This window comes from Geobacillus sp. BK01 (assembly GCF_052220245.1).
Lineage (GTDB): Bacteria > Bacillota > Bacilli > Bacillales > Anoxybacillaceae > Geobacillus.
Map to the genome: position 1 here is coordinate 1 of NZ_JBQPTH010000012.1, position 22,017 is coordinate 22,017.

The 22,017-nt window shown below is 47.3% G+C and carries 17 protein-coding genes, 1 pseudogene and 3 CRISPR repeat arrays; all 18 genes and pseudogenes read right to left on the bottom strand.

All coding sequences use genetic code 11. The features are described from left to right. Positions 1-6 precede the first annotated feature (6 nt). Entirely contained in the window at positions 7-840 is an 834-nt protein-coding gene (locus tag ACTVDO_RS12225) for a GntT/GntP/DsdX family permease (protein ID WP_442901617.1), read from the bottom strand. 577 nt (positions 841-1,417) lie between these two features. Then, on the bottom strand, positions 1,418-2,473 hold the full coding sequence (locus ACTVDO_RS12230) for a DmpA family aminopeptidase (RefSeq protein ID WP_442901618.1): 1,056 nt from the start codon (positions 2,471-2,473) through the stop codon (positions 1,418-1,420). 155 nt (positions 2,474-2,628) lie between these two features. Further along, a CRISPR array of direct repeats spans positions 2,629-3,252; the repeat unit is 30 nt; unit sequence GTTTCAATCCCTCATAGGTACGATAAAAAC. A 101-nt stretch (positions 3,253-3,353) separates the two neighbouring features. After that, a CRISPR array of direct repeats spans positions 3,354-3,719; the repeat unit is 30 nt; unit sequence GTTTCAATCCCTCATAGGTACGATAAAAAC. Positions 3,720-3,898: 179 nt separating this feature from the next. After that, complete coding sequence (gene cas6, locus ACTVDO_RS12235) at positions 3,899-4,645, bottom strand: CRISPR-associated endoribonuclease Cas6 (protein WP_021321901.1); 747 nt, start codon at positions 4,643-4,645, stop codon at positions 3,899-3,901. Between the two features lie 90 nt (positions 4,646-4,735). Continuing rightward, entirely contained in the window at positions 4,736-5,983 is a 1,248-nt protein-coding gene (locus ACTVDO_RS12240) for an RNA-guided endonuclease InsQ/TnpB family protein (RefSeq protein WP_442901619.1), read from the bottom strand. Between the two features lie 139 nt (positions 5,984-6,122). Further along, positions 6,123-6,761 (bottom strand): annotated as a pseudogene (gene cas1 / locus ACTVDO_RS12245) (CRISPR-associated endonuclease Cas1); the annotation flags it as partial. Between the two features lie 2 nt (positions 6,762-6,763). Next, complete coding sequence (cas4, locus tag ACTVDO_RS12250) at positions 6,764-7,273, bottom strand: CRISPR-associated protein Cas4 (RefSeq protein ID WP_442901620.1); 510 nt, start codon at positions 7,271-7,273, stop codon at positions 6,764-6,766. Between the two features lie 9 nt (positions 7,274-7,282). Further along, positions 7,283-9,616, bottom strand: a complete 2,334-nt coding sequence (locus tag ACTVDO_RS12255) for a CRISPR-associated helicase/endonuclease Cas3 (RefSeq protein WP_063166854.1) — start codon at positions 9,614-9,616, stop codon at positions 7,283-7,285. Position 9,617: 1 nt separating this feature from the next. Further along, a complete protein-coding gene (cas5b, locus tag ACTVDO_RS12260) occupies positions 9,618-10,361 on the bottom strand; it encodes a type I-B CRISPR-associated protein Cas5b (protein ID WP_063166855.1) in 744 nt (247 codons plus the stop codon). Between the two features lie 15 nt (positions 10,362-10,376). Continuing rightward, positions 10,377-11,333 carry a type I-B CRISPR-associated protein Cas7/Csh2 gene (gene cas7b / locus ACTVDO_RS12265; RefSeq protein ID WP_063166856.1) on the bottom strand — a complete coding sequence of 319 codons (957 nt, stop codon included), beginning with the start codon at positions 11,331-11,333 and terminating at the stop codon, positions 10,377-10,379. A 1-nt stretch (position 11,334) separates the two neighbouring features. Further along, a complete protein-coding gene (locus tag ACTVDO_RS12270) occupies positions 11,335-13,050 on the bottom strand; it encodes a TIGR02556 family CRISPR-associated protein (RefSeq protein WP_063166857.1) in 1,716 nt (571 codons plus the stop codon). Positions 13,051-13,463: 413 nt separating this feature from the next. Continuing rightward, positions 13,464-14,348: an Rpn family recombination-promoting nuclease/putative transposase gene (locus ACTVDO_RS12275; RefSeq protein WP_442901621.1), complete on the bottom strand. Its 885-nt coding sequence runs from the start codon at positions 14,346-14,348 to the stop codon at positions 13,464-13,466. A 166-nt stretch (positions 14,349-14,514) separates the two neighbouring features. Then, positions 14,515-14,724, bottom strand: a complete 210-nt coding sequence (locus ACTVDO_RS12280) for a hypothetical protein (RefSeq protein WP_042382650.1) — start codon at positions 14,722-14,724, stop codon at positions 14,515-14,517. Between the two features lie 112 nt (positions 14,725-14,836). After that, positions 14,837-15,671: a CRISPR direct-repeat array (repeat unit 30 nt; unit sequence GTTTCAATCCCTCATAGGTACGATAAAAAC). Positions 15,672-15,856: 185 nt separating this feature from the next. Beyond that, positions 15,857-17,002 (bottom strand): type III-B CRISPR module RAMP protein Cmr6, encoded by a 1,146-nt coding sequence (cmr6, locus tag ACTVDO_RS12285; RefSeq protein ID WP_442901622.1) that lies wholly within the window; start codon positions 17,000-17,002, stop codon positions 15,857-15,859. A 12-nt stretch (positions 17,003-17,014) separates the two neighbouring features. Beyond that, positions 17,015-17,425 carry a type III-B CRISPR module-associated protein Cmr5 gene (gene cmr5 / locus ACTVDO_RS12290; protein WP_063166861.1) on the bottom strand — a complete coding sequence of 137 codons (411 nt, stop codon included), beginning with the start codon at positions 17,423-17,425 and terminating at the stop codon, positions 17,015-17,017. 15 nt (positions 17,426-17,440) lie between these two features. Continuing rightward, positions 17,441-18,334 (bottom strand): type III-B CRISPR module RAMP protein Cmr4, encoded by an 894-nt coding sequence (gene cmr4, locus ACTVDO_RS12295; RefSeq protein WP_063166862.1) that lies wholly within the window; start codon positions 18,332-18,334, stop codon positions 17,441-17,443. Continuing rightward, positions 18,334-19,464: a type III-B CRISPR module-associated Cmr3 family protein gene (locus ACTVDO_RS12300; protein WP_063166863.1), complete on the bottom strand. Its 1,131-nt coding sequence runs from the start codon at positions 19,462-19,464 to the stop codon at positions 18,334-18,336. The genes cmr4 and ACTVDO_RS12300 overlap by 1 nt, the downstream gene beginning before the upstream one ends. After that, positions 19,461-21,104 (bottom strand): type III-B CRISPR-associated protein Cas10/Cmr2, encoded by a 1,644-nt coding sequence (gene cas10 / locus ACTVDO_RS12305; RefSeq protein WP_063166864.1) that lies wholly within the window; start codon positions 21,102-21,104, stop codon positions 19,461-19,463. Before cas10 ends, ACTVDO_RS12300 begins: the two co-directional genes overlap by 4 nt. Continuing rightward, positions 21,101-22,009 (bottom strand): type III-B CRISPR module RAMP protein Cmr1, encoded by a 909-nt coding sequence (gene cmr1 / locus ACTVDO_RS12310; protein ID WP_089135010.1) that lies wholly within the window; start codon positions 22,007-22,009, stop codon positions 21,101-21,103. The genes cas10 and cmr1 overlap by 4 nt, the downstream gene beginning before the upstream one ends. Between the last annotated feature and the right edge of the window lie 8 nt (positions 22,010-22,017).

The following is a 22,017-nucleotide window of genomic DNA, read 5'->3' on the forward strand; positions in this document are numbered from 1 at the left end:
ACCCAGTCAATGTAAGATATACACATATTTAAGAAATAATGTTAGAAACTTTGTCGAAAAATATTTTTTTGACACCCCTGAAACGACTACAACCGTTGATATATCAACATTTATAGAGGGAGGAAGTTTCTTCTCTTTTTGCGAATGGTGTTCACCCTGATGACTGGCGGTCTCCATATTTTTTGAATTCCAATACGTCTCTCCTTTGCTTTCTGATTTCTTCAATGCATATTTCAAGTAATAGCAATTAAGAATAATAATCGCAATCGTAGCGACGATCCCAACGAGTGGGGCTGCCATCACCGTTGTCCCAAAATATTTTGTCGGAATGACATTATGGATGGCAGGCGTTCCCGGAAGCATCGTCATGGAAAACGTAGCTGCTCCGAAAAAGAATGCGGCCATAAATAAGTGCCACGGGATATTTAACTCTCTAAACAGCGGTTTAGCAATCGGAATCATCGCAAAAATAACAACATGAACAGCAACACCCCCATAAGTTAAGACCGCCGCCATAGCTACTACTGCCACTAAAACTCTAAGTTTGCCCTTCTTCCCTATAACTTTTAAAATCCCCTTCGCAATAACACTGGCCGCCCCGCTATCTTCCATAAACTTCCCAAACATGGCAGCCAAGAGAAAAATAAAGAAAAATTGTTTAGCAAAATTGATAAACCCACCCATGTACGCCTCATGAAGAGTTTCAAGCAAGGGCATTTGATTAAGCCAAATAACAGTGATACTTGCCAACGGGGCTATAATAATAATCGAAAAGCCCCTGAGCGCTAAGAAGATGAGCAGCGCCAATGAAAAAATGACGACAGATACTTCCCAAATCATGCGATCCCCCACCCCTCTGCTCTAATATTTTTAATTTTCTGAACTATATAATGCAAAACGAATGCCAATAAATAGAGTTTCGGATGGCAATGTTTTTACGTTCCATTTATCGGAAAAGTCATATGACATTCGCAACTCTTCGAATTACTTTTGCAAATGAGACATTTTTACAGAGGGGGAGGAGGTTGAGTGAATAAAAATGAGCCCATCTTGAGTTGCCCTTTCCATAATCTGTGTGAAGAGCAAATACTGCCTGCCGACTTTTCTATACCTGTGGAAAATGAAATGGCGACCCTAGTTTTCGCGTTTGAGATTCGAAAGAGAACGATATTCGCTCAGGGTAGAAGAAACTATTTTTGAACAAACAACAAGCTATGAATGGTCGATTGAAACATGCTTGTTTAACATTTCTTTACGGAAATCCTTCCCTTTGACCGTTAGGCACTCGCCAGTCCTCATGAGCGCTTCCTTGCAACGGCGAATGATATTCAAGATGCAAACCAAAGCAGCCCGAAAGGTTCGTTCCTTCCGGGCTACCTATTGCATAATCGTTTTACCAGAAAACCGATTCTGACTTTTATTCCCCCGCCCATTTCATCCGCTGAAGCAGCGAATACGGAATCGTCTCTCCAACGCGCCCGTTCCGCCCAGTCGTCGTTTCCGCCATCGTCAATGAATTCCAAATCGCCTCCTCTGTCGCCTCAACAGCCGCTTGAAACAGCTCGTTCATGAGCGGCGCATCATCGCGGACAAGCGGCGGCAGCGCCTGATGCCCGGAATCAGCAACAAACGGAATCGTGTATGCCGTGGAAAAGGCAATGACGATATCGCCGCTGCCGTGATGAACATGACTTCCTGTCCGCGCCAGCCCCATCGCCGCCCGCTTCGCCAACCGCTTCAATTGCCGCGCATCAAGCGGCGCATCGGTCGCCACGATCATCATAATCGACCCAGGCGGCACGTCCCGCTCATCAAACGACGGTGGCACATACGACACAAACCGCAGCTCTTCGCGCCGCCCAAAATTGCTCACGACAAGCGCCCCGACCGTATACATCCCGCCCGCAATCCGCGACGAACTGCCGACTCCTCCTTTCCAGCCGAAACACATCATGCCCGTCCCCGCGCCGACCGCTCCTTCTTCCATATCTACCCGCGCTTCGGCAATCGCCTGTTTCGCATGCGCCTTCGTCACCGCCAGCGCCCGCGCCGCATTCAAATAGCTGTCATTGCATTCCCCGACGACAATGTTGGCCGACCCGGTCGTATCTCCGATCTCCGGCGTCATCGCAAGCATATACTCAAGCGTCCCTTGCCAGACAGCGCCGACACTGAACGTATTGGTCAGCATAATCGGCGACTCGATCGTCCCCAGCTCCTCGACTTGCACAAGTCCCGCGGTTTTCCCGAACCCGTTCAGGACAAAGCACGCCGCCGGCACCTTCTCTAAAAACCAATTCCCCCCATGCGGCAACACCGCCGTCACCCCAGTGCGGACCACCGTCCGTTCATCCCGCTCTTCACGAATCGTCACATGCCCGACCCGAACGCCGGACACATCCGTAATTTGATTCCGCTTCCCTGTCGGAAGCGTGCCGATCGAAAACCCGAGATCGCGAAGTTTTTGGCGCATCGATGTGAAGCCTCCTGTCGCGGTGGTTAGCTCTCTAACCTTAAAATAGAAAAACCAAAAATTTATAAAACCGTGATGCACAAAAAGGGGAGTTCCGTTCTTTTCATCACAAATGTTTACAAAGAAACCGGTTGGATGAGCAAACGTAGGTGTCGTTTTTCATTCGTTATAGGTACGATAAAAACAGCCAAAGCCAAAGAAGGCAGCTTGGGGTTTGAGTTATGTTTTAATCCCTCGTAGGTACGATAAAAACCCGATCACTTGTGTTCGATCAATCCCCCACGGCCGAGTTTCAATCCCTCATAGGTACGATAAAAACGGATATGAAGAAACAAGTGGAGAAAAATCCGATGGGTTTCAATCCCTCATAGGTACGATAAAAACGTGATGATCGTCATTCTTTGGTTGCAAGCGGTGGTGTTTCAATCCCTCATAGGTACGATAAAAACACGAAAGGGGAAATGTAAAATGGAAAAACTTGTAGTTTCAATCCCTCATAGGTACGATAAAAACTATATTATATATGAAATGCAAAGTACAGGTGAAGCTCGTTTCAATCCCTCATAGGTACGATAAAAACCCTATTGTGCACCAAAATAGACCTGGCGATGACGCGTTTCAATCCCTCATAGGTACGATAAAAACATATGAGCCGTTGCAAAAATGTGAGTTGAACAGCCGGTTTCAATCCCTCATAGGTACGATAAAAACGCACTGCTTATGATGCCGTCGGTGCTTGGATGAGTGAGTTTCAATCCCTCATAGGTACGATAAAAACTTATTGTTGAATGATGGGAATAAAACATATTATAGTTTCAATACTTGGCTTGTACTTATTCACTTGACACTCCCCATGACAATGGGAATAAAACATATTATAGTTTCAATCCCTCATAGGTACGATAAAAACGCTTTTTCAGTTGCTTCTTCAATGTTTTCGGCTTCTAGTTTCAATCCCTCATAGGTACGATAAAAACGTCGCCCGTGTGGCGACACAGCAAACGGTCGTATGTGTTTCAATCCCTCATAGGTACGATAAAAACGAATGGAATTTGTCTTGTCGCTCCTGTCTGATTCATAGTTTCAATCCCTCATAGGTACGATAAAAACACGAAGAGAAGAAAGCATGGTTTGTCTGGTACAATCGTTTCAATCCCTCATAGGTACGATAAAAACACGAATTGACAAAAGAGCTATGCGATAAGGCTGTGCAATAGTTTCAATCCCTCATAGGTACGATAAAAACCCCAAAAAGTGTTGTCATATCAACCTTTTCCCTTCAACGTCATCATCAGAATAACACGTTTCGAAGATTCTGTCAATCAAGTTCAACCATGATGGCTGTAGGGATCAGGCGATCAAAACCAATGTCGTCGACCCCCTAGGGTTTTTGCACGATTGGAGGTCGACGACAATCAGAATGGCTCACTCGCTGATTAACCGAAACATGCCGAATCCTTGGGAATTGCGGCTGCCTAGGCCAACGTGGTATAGAAACGTCAGTTGTTCGGGAGAAGAGGAAAGACGATAATGGCCTAACCAGCCCGTAATATACATATCTTTGAATCGTGTTACCACTCGATGACGGTGGTGGACATGGACAGGCTGGATCACCAATCTCTCTGCTGGCTCGACGCCATAGTACGCTTCGTATTTATGGCGGAAATTCAGCTCCACGAGGTGGGGAAAGACGTCGTCGTCCGGCCCGAAAAAATGCGTTTTCTTTTTGCCATCGATCGTTTCATACGTGCTGTATACGGTCAGCGGGGAGAGCATGGCCACCTCGATGGTGTTTTGGGCAATTTCCACCTTGTCCATCTTCACGCTTTGGACCTCCACCGGCTGATCGTAAAGCCAAATCTCCCGCCGCAGCAACAACTGCTGCCCGAGCTGCTCGGTCAAATCCGGGAGAATCGTGTCGATATGCCATTGGAAATCGTCCAAAAATCGTATCGTTTTCTTTCCCCTATCCACTTCATGCCTTCCAACTAGACGGCTAAACGTAAACAGTTTAAACGATCGCTTCTCATGGCGGAAGCCGATCTCATGCAAAAACGTCGCGAATCGTTCACTTTCTAGCGAACGATACAACAGGCCTTGCAGCAAATGCTGATAATGAAGCGGCAGCGACACGGGGCCTTGCCGCCCGTTCATCGTAATGGTCAGTCTCATGTGAATACCCTGCCTTCTGTAGGTGAACTACCCCCACTTAATTTTCTAGCGAAAATTTGAAGTGGGGGCTTCCAAAGAAGTTTGACTGCTTCAAGCAATCCTTATTCTTTGAGGCGTGTCCACTTCGCCGCTAGAGCATAAGACACTCAGGTCTACAGCTTTACTTTTCTTTAAGATGTTTAATGCGCCATTGACATCAGCATTAATTAGTTTGCCAGACTTTGTTCGATACAAGCCGCGCTTAATACGTTTGCCGCTGAACTTATATTCTTTTGGATTGTCGGCATTATATTCAGGAATCTCATCGCCGTCAAAAAAGCTGGCTTGAGACGTATATGATTCTTCCTGTTTCAAGAATTCAATGCCGTAAAATTCACAAAGATATTCTAGTTTTTCTTTTATGTTACCGAGAGGAATATTGGCAAAGTTTTGATTTGTCTTTTTTCCTAGATTAATATTGCGTTGCCATGTTTCCGCATAGCCAATGACAAGTTTGCCAATTTGATTTTCAATACAGTAGTTAATGATGTAACGGCAAGTCTTGTTGATATAATCATTCACTTTATTATTGCGATTCATAGCAAGCAACGCCTGTTTACGAGTGGTGCCTTTGATTTTTTGCTTATCTTTCATGCTTTGAAGTCTGGCATTTTCTTTGTTAAACCATTGATTTATACTTTTTAATCTCCGCCCATCAATGATGAATGATCTGCCGTCTGATGTGACACAAGTGGCAAAATTGTTTAATCCTAAATCAATGGCCAGTGCTTTTTGGTCATTTAATTCTCTTTGATCTTCAGGCATTTCATATTTGTACTGAATCTCAAAGAACCTGGCATGATGCTTAGGAATGATTTCAATCTGCTTAATCTTTTTGTCCAGTAACACAGGCGGAATCGTTATCGTGATAGGCTTGTGAGTCTTTTTAAATAGGCGAGAATACGGTATCGTGAATTTGTTGCCGTCTATACGAATCTGGCCAATGATCAGTGAATGAAAGCCATCTTTTTTAAGATATTTTGGAATACTGATAGCCTTGTGGTCATATTTTCCTTGTTTGGCAAGACTGATCAAACCAAAGAAAGATTTAAAGGCTTCATTGACCTTTTTTAAAATTTGCTGTGCCATGTTGCTGTTTAACAGCTTATAGTTTTCGTTAGTTTTTGCAAGATGATAGTTTTTCTCATAATTAAGAAATTCCTTGTGTTCAAAATAGTATTGTCTGACATTGTACAATCCGACGTTGTACATGTTCTTGGCAATATGGCACAGTTCTCGAAGAGTCAAGTATTCTTCTTTGGTCAAACCATTTAGCTGTTGTTTGATACAAAAATACATGTTTTCACCTCCCATCTAACTATATGATACTATATTTTACTGAATCTATCCTATTTTCAGCAAAATATAGTTAAGGCGATTCATCTCCCACTTACTCCGCTTCGCTTCGTTGAAGTGGGAGTCTTCTCGCCTAATTAAGATAAATTTCACTCAAACACATCGTGTACACAATCGAGTTCCCAAAGCTAATCAGTGCGTTCAAACGATTATGCGGCGGCCGTTTGGTCCGCTTTTCAAACACAAAATCTGGATGACGGATGATGGTATCGAACGAAGCATAATACGCTTCACGAATATGACCTTCTGCCGCCATTAACTGCTCCACCGTTTCCGCCTGATTCAACCTCCCTTCTTCCCGTTCGATCGATTGCAGCGCTTTTTCCAATTCCTCCGGTTCAGAAAGGCGGGAACGGTAATACTTGAGCACCCGCTCCATTTGGCGGATGGAGCCTTGAACAAACAGGCGGGCAAGCTCTAATCGTTTGGCCGGATCAATGTAATGCTCCGCTTGCTTTACTATGACATGTCCGGAATTTAAATGTTCTCGCGGATAAAAGGAGCCGACGTAATAGCCATAATGATTAAAGTAATGAACGATGATCTCTTTTTGCGCCGCAAACTCCAAAAACCGTTTCGACACGTCCACTTCCCCGAAAATATAAATATCATTCGTATTTTCTACCGGTATATAACGTTTACGTCCTTCTGTTTCGAAATACAGGCTATTGTCTTTGCGACGAAGTTCACCATTTTGGAAAATATAAAGCGTCTTTTTCATTTCTATTCCTCCGCCCAACAATATTCACGGTAGGCGCATTTGCCGCAAAATGATATCTTTTTCGGCGGCGGTGGGACAGGCATTCGCACGATGCGACGGATGTCGGCAATGGCACGTTCTAACTCATGCCGCCCTTCCTCGGTCCATTCGACACATTCTTTTTTCCGCTCCTTTGGAAACAACAGTTCCCCTTCCGCGTAGATCCCCGCCTGTCTCAACGTATCTAAATAGTATAACAGCTGCATTCGAGCGCTTTTTAAATAGCTCGATGACTTCTTCACTTCTCCTATAATCAACTGGCCGTCTTCTTGACGGATGCGATCAATGACAATGGAACCTATCGATATTTCTTTCTTGTCTCTCTGGTAAGTTGTTTCAGAAAGAAATCTCCCAATTTCTATCGCTTCATCTTCTTGGTCTGGAGCAATCTGATGCTTCATCAGCCAAACTTCGCGCGGACAAATGTAATAGTACCAAATGTCCGTTCCCGTCACAGGCATTTCATATTCCATCGATCTCACCTACCAAATGAGCCCTTCACTTTTCGTCCGGTACCCGAGCGCCTCATCGTAAAAGTCTGACAGCGAATCGTGTCCCACATACCCGATCCCATGGACAATCGGCGGTTGGTGATCTACCCGCGCTGGAATCGCAATGACATATTGAAAAAAGCGGGTTTTAATATCAGAAAATCTCTTCCTCCGCTCCCACCGATCGCTGATTCGCAAAATGGTCTCATATTCACGAAACACTTCGCTCGCTTCCTCATCCAGCTCAATAAAGACATTGAGTTTTTCCCCTTCTCCTTCAATCAGGTGAAAATGCGACACAGGAAGGCGGTCAACGGTTTCTTCCCCATCAAAGTACAGCGTCATCATCCCTTTTAACAGCCGTTCGGACTCGTTATTGCTCATTCGTGCAGCCAGCGTTTCGAAATAGGCTGTAATCAACTGTAAAAATTCGCTTTCCTCTATTTTCGCTTTTCCTTTTAACAAAGCCTGTGTAATGTCTAAGCGGATCGCATCATAAATATAGCTCGCGTATAATCGCTTTTTGTTGTCTGTTAAGCGAACAATGTGCACCTTCCCTCCTCGCTGTCCGTGGCGGTTGCACCTTCCAGCTGCCTGCTGGATGGAATCCAAGGGGGCAAAGTCTCGGTAGACCACATCAAAATCAATATCAACCCCCGCCTCGATCAACTGCGTGCTAACGACAATCCGATACTCCCCGTTTTTCGCTGCCATGATCCGCCGCAGGCGTTCTTTTGGCGGAATATGAGTAGACAGAAACGTCATATCCCCCTCATCTATGCCTTCGTCTAGAAAGGCACGGTATAAAGCTTTAGCACTCTCAATCGTATTCAAAATGAATAAGTACGTTTTTTCCCCATCCCACTCGATTTGCCGAGCAAACTCCTCGATCTCTAGCGGTTCGTCGATGTCTGGATGCAAGGTCACCCGGGAAAGCAGTTGAAAATAGGCCGATTCATTGACAAGGGAAACCGCTTCTGGAAACCATTTTGGATCCGTTGCCGAGCTGAAGATAAAATAACAGCCGAGTTCTTCCGCCATCGCAGCAAACAAGCGGCGAACAGCCAACCAATAACGATGAGGAACGGCCTGCACCTCATCGATGAGAATAATGGAATTGGCCAACCGATGAAATTTGCGCAGTGAAGCATTGCGGTGAGAAAAAATCGTTTCGAACAGCTGCACAAAGGTAGTCACAATCAATTCCGAATGCCAACCTTCCACCAACAGTTTCGCTGCCTCATAATCAGCGTCGTAACGCTCCTCATCTTGCCTTGTCACATAACGCATATCAGCCAGATGATGATGCGCAAGCCAAAGCTGGTGATCCTCCTGCATTCCGCTCGCAGCAAAAACGTCTTTTAGAACACTTGCCGTCTGGTCAATGATGCTGAGAAAAGGAAGACTGTAAATGATTCGGGGCGTCACCTGTTGACGGCGTTCGATTTCGTGGCGAAGACGCAAGGCAAAGTGGAGACCGGCTAACGTTTTTCCCATTCCGGTTGGCAAGTTCAACGAATACACATGATGACGCAAATCGATCGGCGCCTGATCCACTTCTTGAAACGCCCGCTCTCTCCATTCATTCAACTTCGTTTTCGGCCACGATTGTTGCTGCTTATAGCGCAGAATCAAATCAGCCGGAATGTCCTTGCGCCCGGAAAACGACCATGACTGCTTTTGCAAAATTCCAACTTCTGACTTATCTGCATCAATGAGCAGAGAGAAGAGAAACAACAGTTGCAAATATGGCACAAGCGAATCATTGCTTCGATTCCATTTCATGATCCAGCGGCGCAACGAGCGAGCTTCGGCAAAAAATCGTTCAATCCACGCTAACCACACTTCTTTCGTCCAAATCGCTTCTTGTCCAACACCCAAACAGGCCATCTGTTTGGATAGTGCGGAAAAGTCTGTTGCTTCAGCTTGACGTTTCAACAACGTCTTGGCCTCGTCCCCCATCCGCTTCAGTTCTTCCAGCCAATCGTCTAAATTCCCATGATGCCGCTTCACGACAAGAAACGCCAACAATCGCCAAAACTCATCCATCCCCTTTTCTTGTAAAAAAACCGCTACGAGGACAGCCGACAAAAGCGCATGGCTTTTTAATGCAGGCGGACCTTGAAAGGAATCCGGTGATTGGATGTATTGCTGGAAGAAGGCATGACTTTTGCCGATATCATGAAAAAGCGCAATCCACCGATTCACTTCCCCCAACTGTCCGGACTCAGCGAGACGGACGGACTTTTCAGACAAAAAGAGGGAGGAAAGCTGTTCCACCCCTCGCAAATGATCCGACAAAAAATAATGGGGATGAGAATACATCCTACTCTCCCTTTCCATTCGAATAGAAAAAGACAATCCGTTCTCCTTGCGCATTCTCCCAATAATAAGGGACCGAAGCGAGGAGCGGACGCGCCCCCGCCTCGAAAATCACTTCTTCATACCGAGAAACTACCCGTGCCGGATCCATCTCCCAAGCCACTCGTTCCTTGCGATACTCTTTTCCCGGCTCTACTTTCAGCGCTTGTATGTCTCTTCCTGGGATGACCGAACAAATAGGCACAGGCTCTTTGTCCATCGCTTCAACCCGATGAAAATCGTCTACAGCGACAAACCGTACATCTGCTAAACATTCACTCAATCCTAGACACGGCGTATAGACGCTTTTGTGCTGCCGAACGAAATCAACAAGCTGCGAAAATCGCTCATGATCGTTCATATATACGTAGCAACGGAAACGAGGAAAACGCAAAAACTCCACGCGAATTTGCGTTCGTGCTCCTTCCCGCCGTTGCTTCGGGACCCATATATTTCCTTTTGTGTTGACATAGTTGATGCCGACTCTCGTTTTTCGTACAGGTTCCATCAGGCGTACAGCCACATTCGTCGTCTCATGGTTAAACACCCGCAAATAGTCATTATCCTCTTTTCCCACTCCAACGATGGCGCCAAGCAAACCAAAAAGAGCCGTTGGGGGAATAAACGAGTGCGTCAGCGGCGAGGAAGTCGAATACATTTGGCGAAAATGGCCAAAATCGGCTCGAACATCAAATACAAGCACATTCATCGCACTCATTCCCTGTTACCGAATATCGACAGTGATTCCTTCTTTGCGCAAGCGCTCAGCCAGATTCTCACTGCACGCAAGCCTTCCGTCCTGACGCAGCTCGATGTTGGCGATGTGTTCTTTCTGTTGAACCAATACTTCAGCCAATCGCGACACATCGAGCACATAATCGCTGACATCCCGAATTTCCTCTTCCGCTTTTTCGGTGTGAAGAGAAATATACTTATCCAACTCTCCGATATGGAAGTACGGCTCTTGATAGACGACGCGAAGAAGCAACCGCGGAACATGTCCAACTTTCGAACGCGAAATTAAGTTTTTCGTACCTTCCCACATCGCTTCCATCAGCAACTCCACATCTTCTTCCGTTAATCCCGTGAAGCGCGCCGCCGCCTCATTGATCATCCCGTAAAAAGCAATGAGGGAATAAGGCAACACATATTCCTCACGGAACGTCTTTTGTGTCATTTGCCCACCTGAGGCAAACGCTCCGGTTCCTTTGATATACTCCATCTTCACCCGATGCAGCGATTGCCCCATTTTAAATTGGACCGGCCCTGTATGGGTAATTGAGCTTTTTTCCTTTTGATTTTTTTCGATCGGCAATGTCACGCCAAACAACCGCACATCAATGCATTGACGCAGCACTTCATCGTTGATGATTTTTTTCATTTCGCGTAAGGTCAGTTTCGATTTATCTAGTTTCTCGCCGTCTTTCACTAAAAAGTCTTCCGCCCGGGCCTTCGCATCTTGAATATACTCATCGTCTTGCGCAATTTCGCGGACAAAAATTTCTTGTTGACGATAGTCATATAAATAATCCCGAATCGTCCGTTTCAGCCGAACATCGGTGACAATATTCTTCCCCGTTTCCTCATCGATGCGCGGCTTGTTCCCGTCAACCGGATCGCCATTCGGGTTTGCCCATTGCACATCATACAAAAAGAGCAGCTCGGAACGGTGCTTGACCATATTATTTCTCCTCCTTGTTCGCTACGATTTCTTTGACCTTCCACGATAAGTTCATCCCGCAGGCGAAATAAAAATTCAATTCATCGACAGATAATTTCCATCTTGGGGAAGAGGATAGGAATAAATGGGAAATTTCTTCCGCCAACTGTCGATGGCTCGCATAGTAAGACTCGTATTCTTCGAGTTTTCCGATGACCTTCGGAAGCAGCCCTTTGATCGCCTTCTGGTCCATCTTCAACCCCATTAATTGCTTCACAAATGGCTTGCTTCCCCGTTTTTGTTGCTGGATGTCAAGCAACATTTGCGTCAATGCCCCCAACAGGAAAACAGCTTGTTTTTCCGGAGACTCCAGCTGTCCCCCGTACGCATCAAACAACTGCGCAAATTTCCCTTGCACCGCCTTCTCTCCTTTCCTGACCAGCACGCCCGCCTGCTCTAAAAAAAGCACAACCGCAAGCGCTTGACGTGTTTTGTTGACAAACGACCAATCGCCAGCCTCATAATCATAAAAATCAGCCCGAAGCTGCTCCATAAAAAAGGGAGCGAAAAACGAGATCGAAAGGGGCTTCTTTTGGAATACATACTCCACCACTTGCAAAAAGTACTTATCATAGACACCCGGCCGAAAAAAGGTGCGAAGAAAGCCAAAGTGAAAAGGATGGTCCCCTTCTCTATACAGAAGAGACTCCGTCGCTTTCTTCGCTTGAAACAATTCACTAATTCGCGACGGCAACACATCTTCAATCAATAACAAAATCCGCTCGGCACTTTGAATCTTCTGCAAGAACAACAGCTGAAGCGACAGGGAATTATCATAGTCTTGCATGAGCCCAAGCAAGTCTTCCTCCGTCGTCATAAAGGAATCTGCCTGCTCTTGATGAACGCGAATGTCTTTCTTTCCGTCTGTCAAATATTGAAGCAATTCATCCAATACATCCTTGCCAGCCGGAATGAGCAATGTCGGAATGACGAAATAAGAAAAACCGTAAAAGCGATAGTGCAAATGGGACTCCACAAACTTTCTTCCTTCTTCAATATGAGCTTTGCAAGATAAACAGACGGGGTAATTTCGCCACGCTTTGGCCTCGTCAAACCCTCCTGTAATAAATCCGGGCTTGTCCAACGTATAAAACCGAAACACGGATAATTTTCCGATGACCGTATCTTTGCGCTCCCCACAAATAGCGCATACTTGATCCCGAGCCGACAACTCCATATCTTTCTCGTGAACTAGATGCAAGAAAGCATCGCGAAACGGCTCACAGTCATATAAATAGGAGCCGTTAATTTTTAGAGAAATAAGGGAACGATCGGTTGAGAGAGAGAGTTTTTCCCTCAACTCCTGCAAGATCGCTTCCTTTTTTTGCACAAGCAATTGCTCAATCGCCCGAAGAACGGGATGATCCATTTTGCGGGTAACCGTTCGAAACCAGCCAATGACTTTTTGTTCATATGTATTTTCAATCGTTGTAATTTTCGCCGTCGGCGAATAGTTGGCTCCGCGAGACGAACCGGAACGAAACAAATATTTTTTGTAATCACTTCCACATCCCTCAATCTCGCAACCTTCCCAGACAACATTCCCTTCTTCGTCCGCACGCACTGCAACAAGCACACAAGCAGGATAGCCGGGGTTCTCCACCAACTGATCCACCACTGACCCCTCTCCTTGCTTTTCAAGCACTATCTTCCCAATTTGGGCGATCGCTTCGATCAATCTATCACCCCTCCGCATCATGAGAACTAATTCCATTATACCATATTTCAGGAAATATGGTATAAAAATTTATAATATTTAGTGATTATAAATCATCGTTCAAACCACAGACGAAAAAATTGGCACATAGCCCACATAATCGTTATGCATCAAAACTCCGTAACGCTTGCCCAACTCCAAGAGGGGCCCACATAACTCCTGAAAAAATCTGTTTCACGCAAAACATCGATTAAGGAAAAAAGGCCATGGACAACCTTTTTCCCTCCCCTATAAAAATCACGTGGTACGATTCTCACGGAACAAGCGGCTGAAGTCAAACTTCATGAAAAAAAGGCGGTGGATAACCGCCTTCTTCTTTCCCTCTTACTCATTCAACAGGAAACACCAGGATGAGATCGACCCCCCTTTCCCTCTTACTCGCTCAGCAAGCTTCGAACCTCTTCTTCAGAAAGATCAACCAACCGGGCAATCTCGGCGGCCGTCATCCCTTTTTGCGCCATCGTCTCAATGAGCCGCTTCATTCCTTGCTTCATCCCTTGCTCAAGGCCGCGTTTTACCCCTTCTTCCAGCCCCTCTTTCTTCCCTTTTTGCTCGTAGGAGATGATCAGCTCCAACACTTTCTCTCGTTCTTTCGTTTCCATCGCCTTCACCTCGCTTTGCAGCTGTTGTTCCTCTTCCTCCGTCAGCTTCACGTACGTCTCAAAAAACCCAAGCAGCAGCCGCTGCCTTGCCTCATCGAGCTCCAACCGCACCAGCATGCGCAAAAACTCTTTTTTCAGCTCCACCTTCTCTCTTTCAGTATACCCCATTTGACTGAGCAGCGCAGCCGCGACCGGGTTGTCGTGCCGGATGTACTCCCGCCACTGCTTCTTCCGCAACGCCACCGGAAAAAAGCGAAACTGCAGCACTTCCCCAAACGGAAATTCCATCGAAAACACAGACGGTTCCTCGCGGAGAGAATCATAGTGGAAGACGGCGATCGGGACGATGCGGGTCCGGTAGGTTTCATACAAGCGGCTGAAATAGAGGAACATGCGCTCGGCAAACGTCGGCTGGACATACCCTTGCGTTTCCACGTGCACGATGATCAGCCCGTCTTCGCCTTTCAACTTCGTCTCGACCAGCAAATCAACGCGGGACTTTTCGCCAGCCGTCACATCAGTAAACAGCTCTTCGGATAAAAAGGACAGATGGTGGAAATCGATATGCTCGTGCATGTCGGGGAAAAAGAGGAGCAGAAACTCTTCGAAAAACGTGCGGATCAGCTCTTTGAACAGCCGATCATGGTCAATCGCCATTCAATCACCTCACCTTGATGGTCTCTCTTTTTCTATTCGCCGTCCCCAAGGCGGCATCCTGCTCACAGTGAGAAATTCGTCATAGGTACGATAAAAACGGCAGAAGGAACTCCAATTGTCACGACCGGGATGACGTTTCAATCCCTTTATAGGTACGATAAAAACTTCACATTTTAAGACCGTACATATCCACAAAAAACTGGTACACTTTAGGTTCGCCTAGTTGTAGGATTTCGACCACCGCTTTTTTGACTTCTTCTTTCACCTGTGATGTCCAGACAGACGTTTGAAAGTACCATCGACTGATGATTTCATCCAATTTGTCCATGTTGTCCATGTTTTGAATGTAGCCGATCAAGTCATAGATCGTGATCATGGTTTCTTCACCCCCAGTTCATTCATTGCAACTAGTAGACACAAGCAGATTTCCCGGTTCGCTGTGCCGAATCTAATCCCGGATTCCAGGCCTTCTTTGATCATCTGCCGAAGTTTCAATCCCTCATAGGTACGATAAAAACCATTGAAATCGTTGATAAGCATTTAGATCGTGCATTGTTTCAATCCCTCATAGGTACGATAAAAACGTTGTTATGCACGTCATTACGCAGGCGGACGAAACGGAGTTTCAATCCCTCATAGGTACGATAAAAACAAAGCTACGCGCAAAGCGGGTGTATTGCGGAACATGTTTCAATCCCTCATAGGTACGATAAAAACTGTAGTCCGAAATGCTGACGGACAGATTGTTGGTGTGTTTCAATCCCTCATAGGTACGATAAAAACGGCGCGTTCACGCGAGAGATTTGCGATTTGTGCGGCGTTTCAATCCCTCATAGGTACGATAAAAACTTGGACAAGCAGCTCGACCGGACGTCGCATGCGATCCGCCCGTGTTTCAATCCCTCATAGGTACGATAAAAACCCTCGATGTCTACTTTTGTTTCAGTTAAGATGTCAGGTTTCAATCCCTCATAGGTACGATAAAAACTATACATTGTATAAAGTAAACGGCGTTGACTTGGCTGTTTCAATCCCTCATAGGTACGATAAAAACAAATTTACAGGAGGTATGATTGTGATTCTTTATGACATGTTTCAATCCCTCATAGGTACGATAAAAACGAGCCCGAAATCGGACAGTGACATGCAACTTCTGATTGTTTCAATCCCTCATAGGTACGATAAAAACGTGTTGGCTGAATTAGAATCTCTTTCTGATGAGGAATGTTTCAATCCCTCATAGGTACGATAAAAACACGGCGGAGGGATTTATCGAAACAGAGCGAGGGCCAAGTTTCAATCCCTCATAGGTACGATAAAAACCCCAAAAAGTGTTGTCATATCAACCTTTTCCCTTCAACGTCATCATCAGAATAACACGTTTCGAAGATTCTGTCAATCAAGTCTATCCTTGATGGCTGTAGGGATCAGGCGATCAAAACCAATGTCGTCGACCCCCTGGGGTTTTTGCGTGATTGGAGGTCGACGACAAACGAAAGGCGGTTTGGTTATGAGCCGTTAAGCAGCTGTTGAATGACGTTGATTTTTTCTTTTTGCTTTTTGCTGGCGCTTTTTCCCCATTGGCCGATCCGTTGCCAATACGCAAGCAGCGCTTGAGCGGCCTGTTTGTTTTGTTGTTGGATGACTTGACTATATAGGATGTCTTTGCTGCGCTGCTGATCGGCTTGGCTGTCGGTGAGCTGCTCGATTTCAGCGACAAGCCGTTCTTCTGGGGAAAGCAGGGCAAGTTTTGCTTGCTCTTCTTCCTCGCGCTTCCGCTGTTCCAGCAATGCCTGCTCTTTTTTCCGCTGTTCAAGCCGCATCGTTTCTTTTCGGACAACGGGAAGAAATTCCGTTTCCGTCACATCCTCCACATCGATGAATCGGCCATAGCCCGATGATGTTTTCGATCCAATTCCCCATTCTGTCAGCGCCGCCTTCGTCCATGCCGCGGCTTCCTCCAGCAGACGCTTCGCCTCTTCATCGCTTTGTGCCGAGCGGTTTGCTGTCAAGTAGATCTCCACCTCAGCGGCCGTGACCGTCCAAAACGAAACAGGGACGGGCTTTTGGTCATCGGTCGCTGCCTTTTTCCCTTCGTAATACTCTTTCATATGCACAGCAAGGGCATCACGGACGAGTTGCAGCCCATCGATGAGAAAAATATCGTGAAATTGAACCATGCCTTTCTTTTCTTGCGTTCCAAACACGTCCCTTCCGATCTTCTGTTCGGAAAGGCTTTTTTCTTCCCCTTGACCGTATGCTTCGATCCACCAGTGGCGGACAAGTCCTTTTACGCTCGAGGCGGGAATGTACGGCAGTCCGTATACGGGATGGATCGTCAATGAGGTCTCGCGGACATGGCCAGCACCAAGGCCATGGATGATTCGACCGGCAAGGCGTGCTTTGAGCTTTTTGACATGCCCGGTTTGCGCCCATGCAGCCATGGCGTGTTCACGCTGCGCCCGCAACTGTTCTCCCACTGCTTTGAGTTCTGGAAGGATCGGAACAGGCTTTAGTCGTTTGGATAACTCCCACACTCTTTTTTTATCGTTCCACTCATGTTCTAAAAAGTAATAGAGATGGTACGCCAAATGGGCCATGGACTTGCTGGCGGCCTGCATGACGTCCCGCGTGTCTTTTGGATGAAAAAGCATGCTCATTCCTCCTTACTCCGCCGTCCCGCCATCGTCCTTCGCCATCCCGTCGGCAAACTTGCGCATCCAATCAAGCAACGCGACCGCCTCCATCGTCCATAGCCGATATTCTGCACTCGATAAATGGACGATGACTTCCACCAACTCTTCATTCCCGCTTGGGAACTGGTCAGGAAACTGCTCTTTCATCCATTTTGCGAGCGTATGATAAATCACTTTATACTCGTTTTGTTTCTTTTTTTGGAAATAAAACGCCAATGTTTGCCCAAGGCCGTTCACTTGAATGAGAGACGGCATTTTTTTCACGTACGAACGATACGTTTCAAAATTCTCCCTTAACTGTTCTTTCGCCCGTTTGACCTCTTGGAACGCGAAAGCGGCGCGTCCATTCTCAATCCCAACCCGTTGCACCGTTTTTTTCATCTTTGTCTCCTCCATTTACAGCCAAATGGTTCTCATCATTCCACGTCCTAGCGTACTGTTTCCGCCCAATTGAAAGACAGACGGAAATTTCCCGCTTTTCACTAAATACTGTTCAATGTCGTTCGCGGTGGTCAGTCCATTGATTCCGTTGCCGCGCGCATGGCCAATATAAAGGAAGCTGTAAAAGAACGTCTCCGGCGGCACATTTTCTTCGTACCAAAGCGCCCCATTGTCCACCGTTCCCGTCTCGTGGGAAATGCGAATACGTGCATTGACTTCCGTCGATAGTTTGACAAAATCGACAAAATCATCGTCAGACAGCACGACAAGACGTTCTGGAAGACGGAGGCGGCTGTATTCGCCAATGAGAGTCGCTAACTGTTCGGCAAGCTGTTGGGCCTCTCGTGAAATCGTGACGTCGAACGTATATTCTTCAAGGACGATGCGTCCATTTACGGCCATCAACCGGTCACTGCTCACCGTATTTGGCGCTGGAACTGGAAGCGGTTGAAAAGCGTTCTCTTTGCTGATTGTTTCTTGGTGAATGCTCATTTCCTGATTCCAGCGTTCAAGTACGTGAGGGCATGTAATCCAAGCAAACACGCCGCGAAGCGATTTGACAGGGAACAATAGCACACGAGCGTCGCTCAATGCAATAGCGCTCGCCTGCGTGACACTTTCCTCCCCTCGGTCAGCTCCAAAAATAAGGTCGAGCTCCTTCTTTTCTTCCGGCAACGCTTGTACCATATGATACCGCACTGCTCCTTTGAGAGAGGAACTCTCAATCTTCGGGAAACCAGTATGTTTCTCACGCTGGATCGGCAAGTCGACAAGCCCAATTTCACTTCCACTTCCCGCGTGGACAGACGTAACCGCATGCAAAACAAACGGACGAACAATGGAATACATTACAACTCCTCCTCACTTTCACTGGCACTGGTTACAATCGCAAAGCCAAAACCTTCTTCGGCTCCTTCATCGGTCAGATGAATGCCGTCAAGGACCGAGAAAATAAGCGGCAGTTCCTCATCACGCTCCACCTTCACGTAAACGACAGAACCGGCCGGAACCATCCATTTCCGTGGTTTTGGGCGATGATGGACGATATCCCACCCACCGTACAGCTCTGGACGGCCAATGGCAGAAGCAAGCCATTCAACGGTTGCGCCATTCGGCCATCTCCAATGCACGCCGTCAAAGGTGGCAGGGCGGGAACCGTTTGAAAAAATGGCAGGGGACAAAAACACGACTTTCGCTAGTTTTGTCCGTTGAATCGTCTGTTCAAGGGTCTTCCTTTCGTCCACGCTCCATAAACGAAACTGCTCCGGCGTTTGCCGAATCGACCAAGGGCGGTTCTCACCGCCAATCCGCGCCCATTTCACGGCAGAAAAGTCCGGCTCATCACTGATGTAAGCAACCAGCGAGGCATCGCCTAAAAAGCGGCTTTTCTCCACCCGGTACAAAAATTTCTCGCGGGCGGTTCGTTTGCTGTCATCCAATTGAATGCCCACTTTCGCTTCGCGCACGATAAATGACGATAAGGATCGAAGCGAGGTGATCGGCTGACTAGCGAGTAACGCGCGTTTCCATTCATCGACAGAAACGTAGCGATGTTGCGAACTTTTTGTTTTCTCCCTCCGTGATGAGGCAAGCCGCCATCCTGGGGACGATGAAGCGGGTTTTCGATCCTTGACTAGCTCCAACGGATACGCTGTGAGCGACTCCCCTTCCTCAACGACTTGATAGTCAAGTGGGAGAGGCAAAAACAGCTGATCCCCATCCGCAAGCCCACAATAATGAAGGCGAAACGCCCCATGTTCGTTCGGCGTGCCCATCCATTGCTTCACATGTTCGTCTGCGCCTCTGGCAAAGTCCTCAAACGAACTGTGTGTGTAAATATACGCCGCCCGCAACGCCCCGTAAATCGTGTTCGGCCGCGGCGGAAACATGGGCTCCATGACGGTCGTTTCCCCTGCTTGTGTGGCATGATGATTTTTGAAAAAAAACGTATCGGTCGGCCTCAATGTCAGCTTGGTCATACGTCGCTCCCCTCGCTCCGTCTAAAAAAGGTCAACATCTTTAACAAATGCAAAAAATCATAGCCGCGTGGCACGGCATCATACAGCGCCATGAGCGCATCCGTATGGCTGCGCAAATCACGTTCCTTCCATTGATTCCCTTCTTTCACTGATCGCTTGAGCAGACGGCGAAGCTCAACGGCCAGCATGTCACGGTTTTCCCATTTCGGGCAGTCCTTTTCGTGCAACAACGGCGCAAACGCTTGGGTAAAGTGGAAAATAAAGTTCGGTGAGATTGAAGTCTTTAACAAGGCAACGAATTGTTCTAACCGGCTTGATGCCATTTTTCCTTTGATCATCCACGGAAGTATGGCTTCGGCAATCTCACCCGACCGAGTATGCACCGCCAGTGCCAAGGCGTCTTTTTGCTGATTCGTCTGTTCGTTACGGTACTGTTTCGCTTTTTGTTCGAGTGCTCTTGCCTCATTTAGCACATGCTGCAGCGGCGCTTTTTTATGGGCAATCACCAATCCGAACGAAGCCGTCGCCCCTTCCCCTAACCCTTGCTGTTCATCACTGAATGCCAAGCGAAGCAGCTCAGCGGCCTTTAACGCCTCATCGACCGGCAAAAAGGCGAGCACATCATCACCGCCTGCATAGACAAGCTCACCATGACATTGTTGTTCGACAATGCGAGGAACGACTTCTTTGGAAAAGCGAGCGAGCTTTTGACTCGTCCGGCTGTATTCTTCTTTCTGTTCTCCGGAAAACCATCTGCCCATGTTATCGCCATCCATCATAAGCACCGCGTAGTAATCGCCCGAACCGATGTCCAGCACAGATGGGAACGGCCGAAATGACGCTCCGAACAAGTCCGTGAAGTAATCACGGGCAACACGCTTCCCTAAACAAATGCCGCATAAAAACTCATTGTCTTTCACGCGGCCAACGCGCCGTTCATCTTCACCGTCTCCATCTCTTCCTTGAAACTTTCCAGCCCTTCTCTTCCACAAATTTGCCGTTTTCCTCTTGATTTCGCCGTAACGATCAAAATCGTCGATTTCTTCTAGACGCAGCGCCTCCCGTTCCTTGCAGACAGAACAAACAAGCCCTTGCTGGGGAACAGAGGCGTAATGTTTCTCATTTTTCAACGCGCCTAATCGGCGTTCAGCCCGTTCACGCACAGTTCGGAATGATGCGGATGGCTCATACGGTTCCGCCACCCAATAAACTTCCAAAAACGATTGCACTTGCTGCTCCACCATCGTTTCAAGCTGTTGCCGCTCATCGTCTGACAGATGCGGGAACATGCGTGAGACCGCTTGAAAACAGAAATCGAGAAACACATTGCGGACGTCTTGTTCGGTTTCCCGCAACCAACCGCAAACGTCAGTTTCTGTACCTTCCATAACCGCTGTTAGGCGGTTGGGGAGCGAAGCAACACGAAGTTCACGAAGCGAGAGCGTGCGCAGTTCCTCTTTTCCAACTAGCGGATAAATCATCTCACAGCCGGCACCATATTGGTAAAAGCGTTTCATCGCCTCTCTTACCAGATGCGACAAAATATAGCTTCCGCTCCAAAAATCTTCTGTTTTGCGGGCCGATGCAATAAACGACTGTACAGGTCCCACCGTAAAAAGAACAATATATCGATTCGTCATACCCTCACCCCAACGATTTCCAAAAACCGCTTCCGGTCTTGTTCGTAACGCGGCTCATTGTACCGCTGTTCATTCGTCCTCACTTCTGAGATGATCGGATAATACCGTCCGCCGATTTTCCTTACTGTGCACCATAATGGCGAAGCGAGCTTATCCCTTCCGTGCACAAAGCCGAGCGTTCCGTACCGATTGGCCTCATGGGACGCTTTTCCAAACCCCTTCAGCACTTCGCTCGCGCTATCTTTTCCTTCCCCGACCCAGACAGCGAATAATATCGGGTGGGGCGTCTTCACAGCTGCGGTTCGCGCTACGATGCAGCCGCGACTTGCGAAGGAAAACGCCGATGCCACCCCGAGATGGCTCAACACGGTATGTAAACTATTGGCGTATTCTTCAACAGTGTTCCACTCGTGTCCTGTCCACTGCACCGCCCCAAATCCGCGGCGCGATCGTTGTCCGATCCCGGCGAGATGAAGCATATACTGGAAATACCATTCATACATCTCCAACTTTGATTCATGCCGTTTCCGCACCGAAACCGTCACTGTCACTTCTTTTCCGGCTGAAAGGGCGGGCACAGTGAAGGAAGACGACTTGTGCGGCAAAATGTTTTCTTTTTTCGCTCCCTGCACCGTCTCTGACATCGATAGATGAACAGGAGACTGCTGCTTCATCACCCTCGTTCCACCAAACATGATTTCCTCTTCCCGAAGCAGGTCATTGACATTCGGCTGATCCTGGAGCGTACGCCAAAAATAGCGCCACACCCCCCGCAGCGACGGGAGGCGAAACTCGGCTTGGGCCCGCGGCTCAGCTCCATGAATGGCCGCTGGCGTCAACAATACAAGCTGATACGGCGATTCGACAACAGCGGTCGCCGTAGCCGATTCATAACGTTCCATCATCTGCTCCC

Coding starts and splice junctions, on each gene's coding strand:
- ACTVDO_RS12225 (WP_442901617.1), bottom strand. CDS start 840: ATGATTTGGGAAGTATCTGTCGTCATTTTTTCATTGGCGCTGCTCATC.
- ACTVDO_RS12230 (WP_442901618.1), bottom strand. CDS start 2,473: ATGCGCCAAAAACTTCGCGATCTCGGGTTTTCGATCGGCACGCTTCCG.
- cas6 (WP_021321901.1), bottom strand. CDS start 4,645: ATGAGACTGACCATTACGATGAACGGGCGGCAAGGCCCCGTGTCGCTG.
- ACTVDO_RS12240 (WP_442901619.1), bottom strand. CDS start 5,983: ATGTATTTTTGTATCAAACAACAGCTAAATGGTTTGACCAAAGAAGAA.
- cas4 (WP_442901620.1), bottom strand. CDS start 7,273: ATGGAATATGAAATGCCTGTGACGGGAACGGACATTTGGTACTATTAC.
- ACTVDO_RS12255 (WP_063166854.1), bottom strand. CDS start 9,616: ATGTATTCTCATCCCCATTATTTTTTGTCGGATCATTTGCGAGGGGTG.
- cas5b (WP_063166855.1), bottom strand. CDS start 10,361: ATGAATGTGCTTGTATTTGATGTTCGAGCCGATTTTGGCCATTTTCGC.
- cas7b (WP_063166856.1), bottom strand. CDS start 11,333: ATGGTCAAGCACCGTTCCGAGCTGCTCTTTTTGTATGATGTGCAATGG.
- ACTVDO_RS12275 (WP_442901621.1), bottom strand. CDS start 14,348: ATGGCGATTGACCATGATCGGCTGTTCAAAGAGCTGATCCGCACGTTT.
- ACTVDO_RS12280 (WP_042382650.1), bottom strand. CDS start 14,724: ATGATCACGATCTATGACTTGATCGGCTACATTCAAAACATGGACAAC.
- cmr6 (WP_442901622.1), bottom strand. CDS start 17,002: ATGCTTTTTCATCCAAAAGACACGCGGGACGTCATGCAGGCCGCCAGC.
- cmr5 (WP_063166861.1), bottom strand. CDS start 17,425: ATGAAAAAAACGGTGCAACGGGTTGGGATTGAGAATGGACGCGCCGCT.
- cmr4 (WP_063166862.1), bottom strand. CDS start 18,334: ATGTATTCCATTGTTCGTCCGTTTGTTTTGCATGCGGTTACGTCTGTC.
- ACTVDO_RS12300 (WP_063166863.1), bottom strand. CDS start 19,464: ATGACCAAGCTGACATTGAGGCCGACCGATACGTTTTTTTTCAAAAAT.
- cas10 (WP_063166864.1), bottom strand. CDS start 21,104: ATGACGAATCGATATATTGTTCTTTTTACGGTGGGACCTGTACAGTCG.
- cmr1 (WP_089135010.1), bottom strand. CDS start 22,009: ATGATGGAACGTTATGAATCGGCTACGGCGACCGCTGTTGTCGAATCG.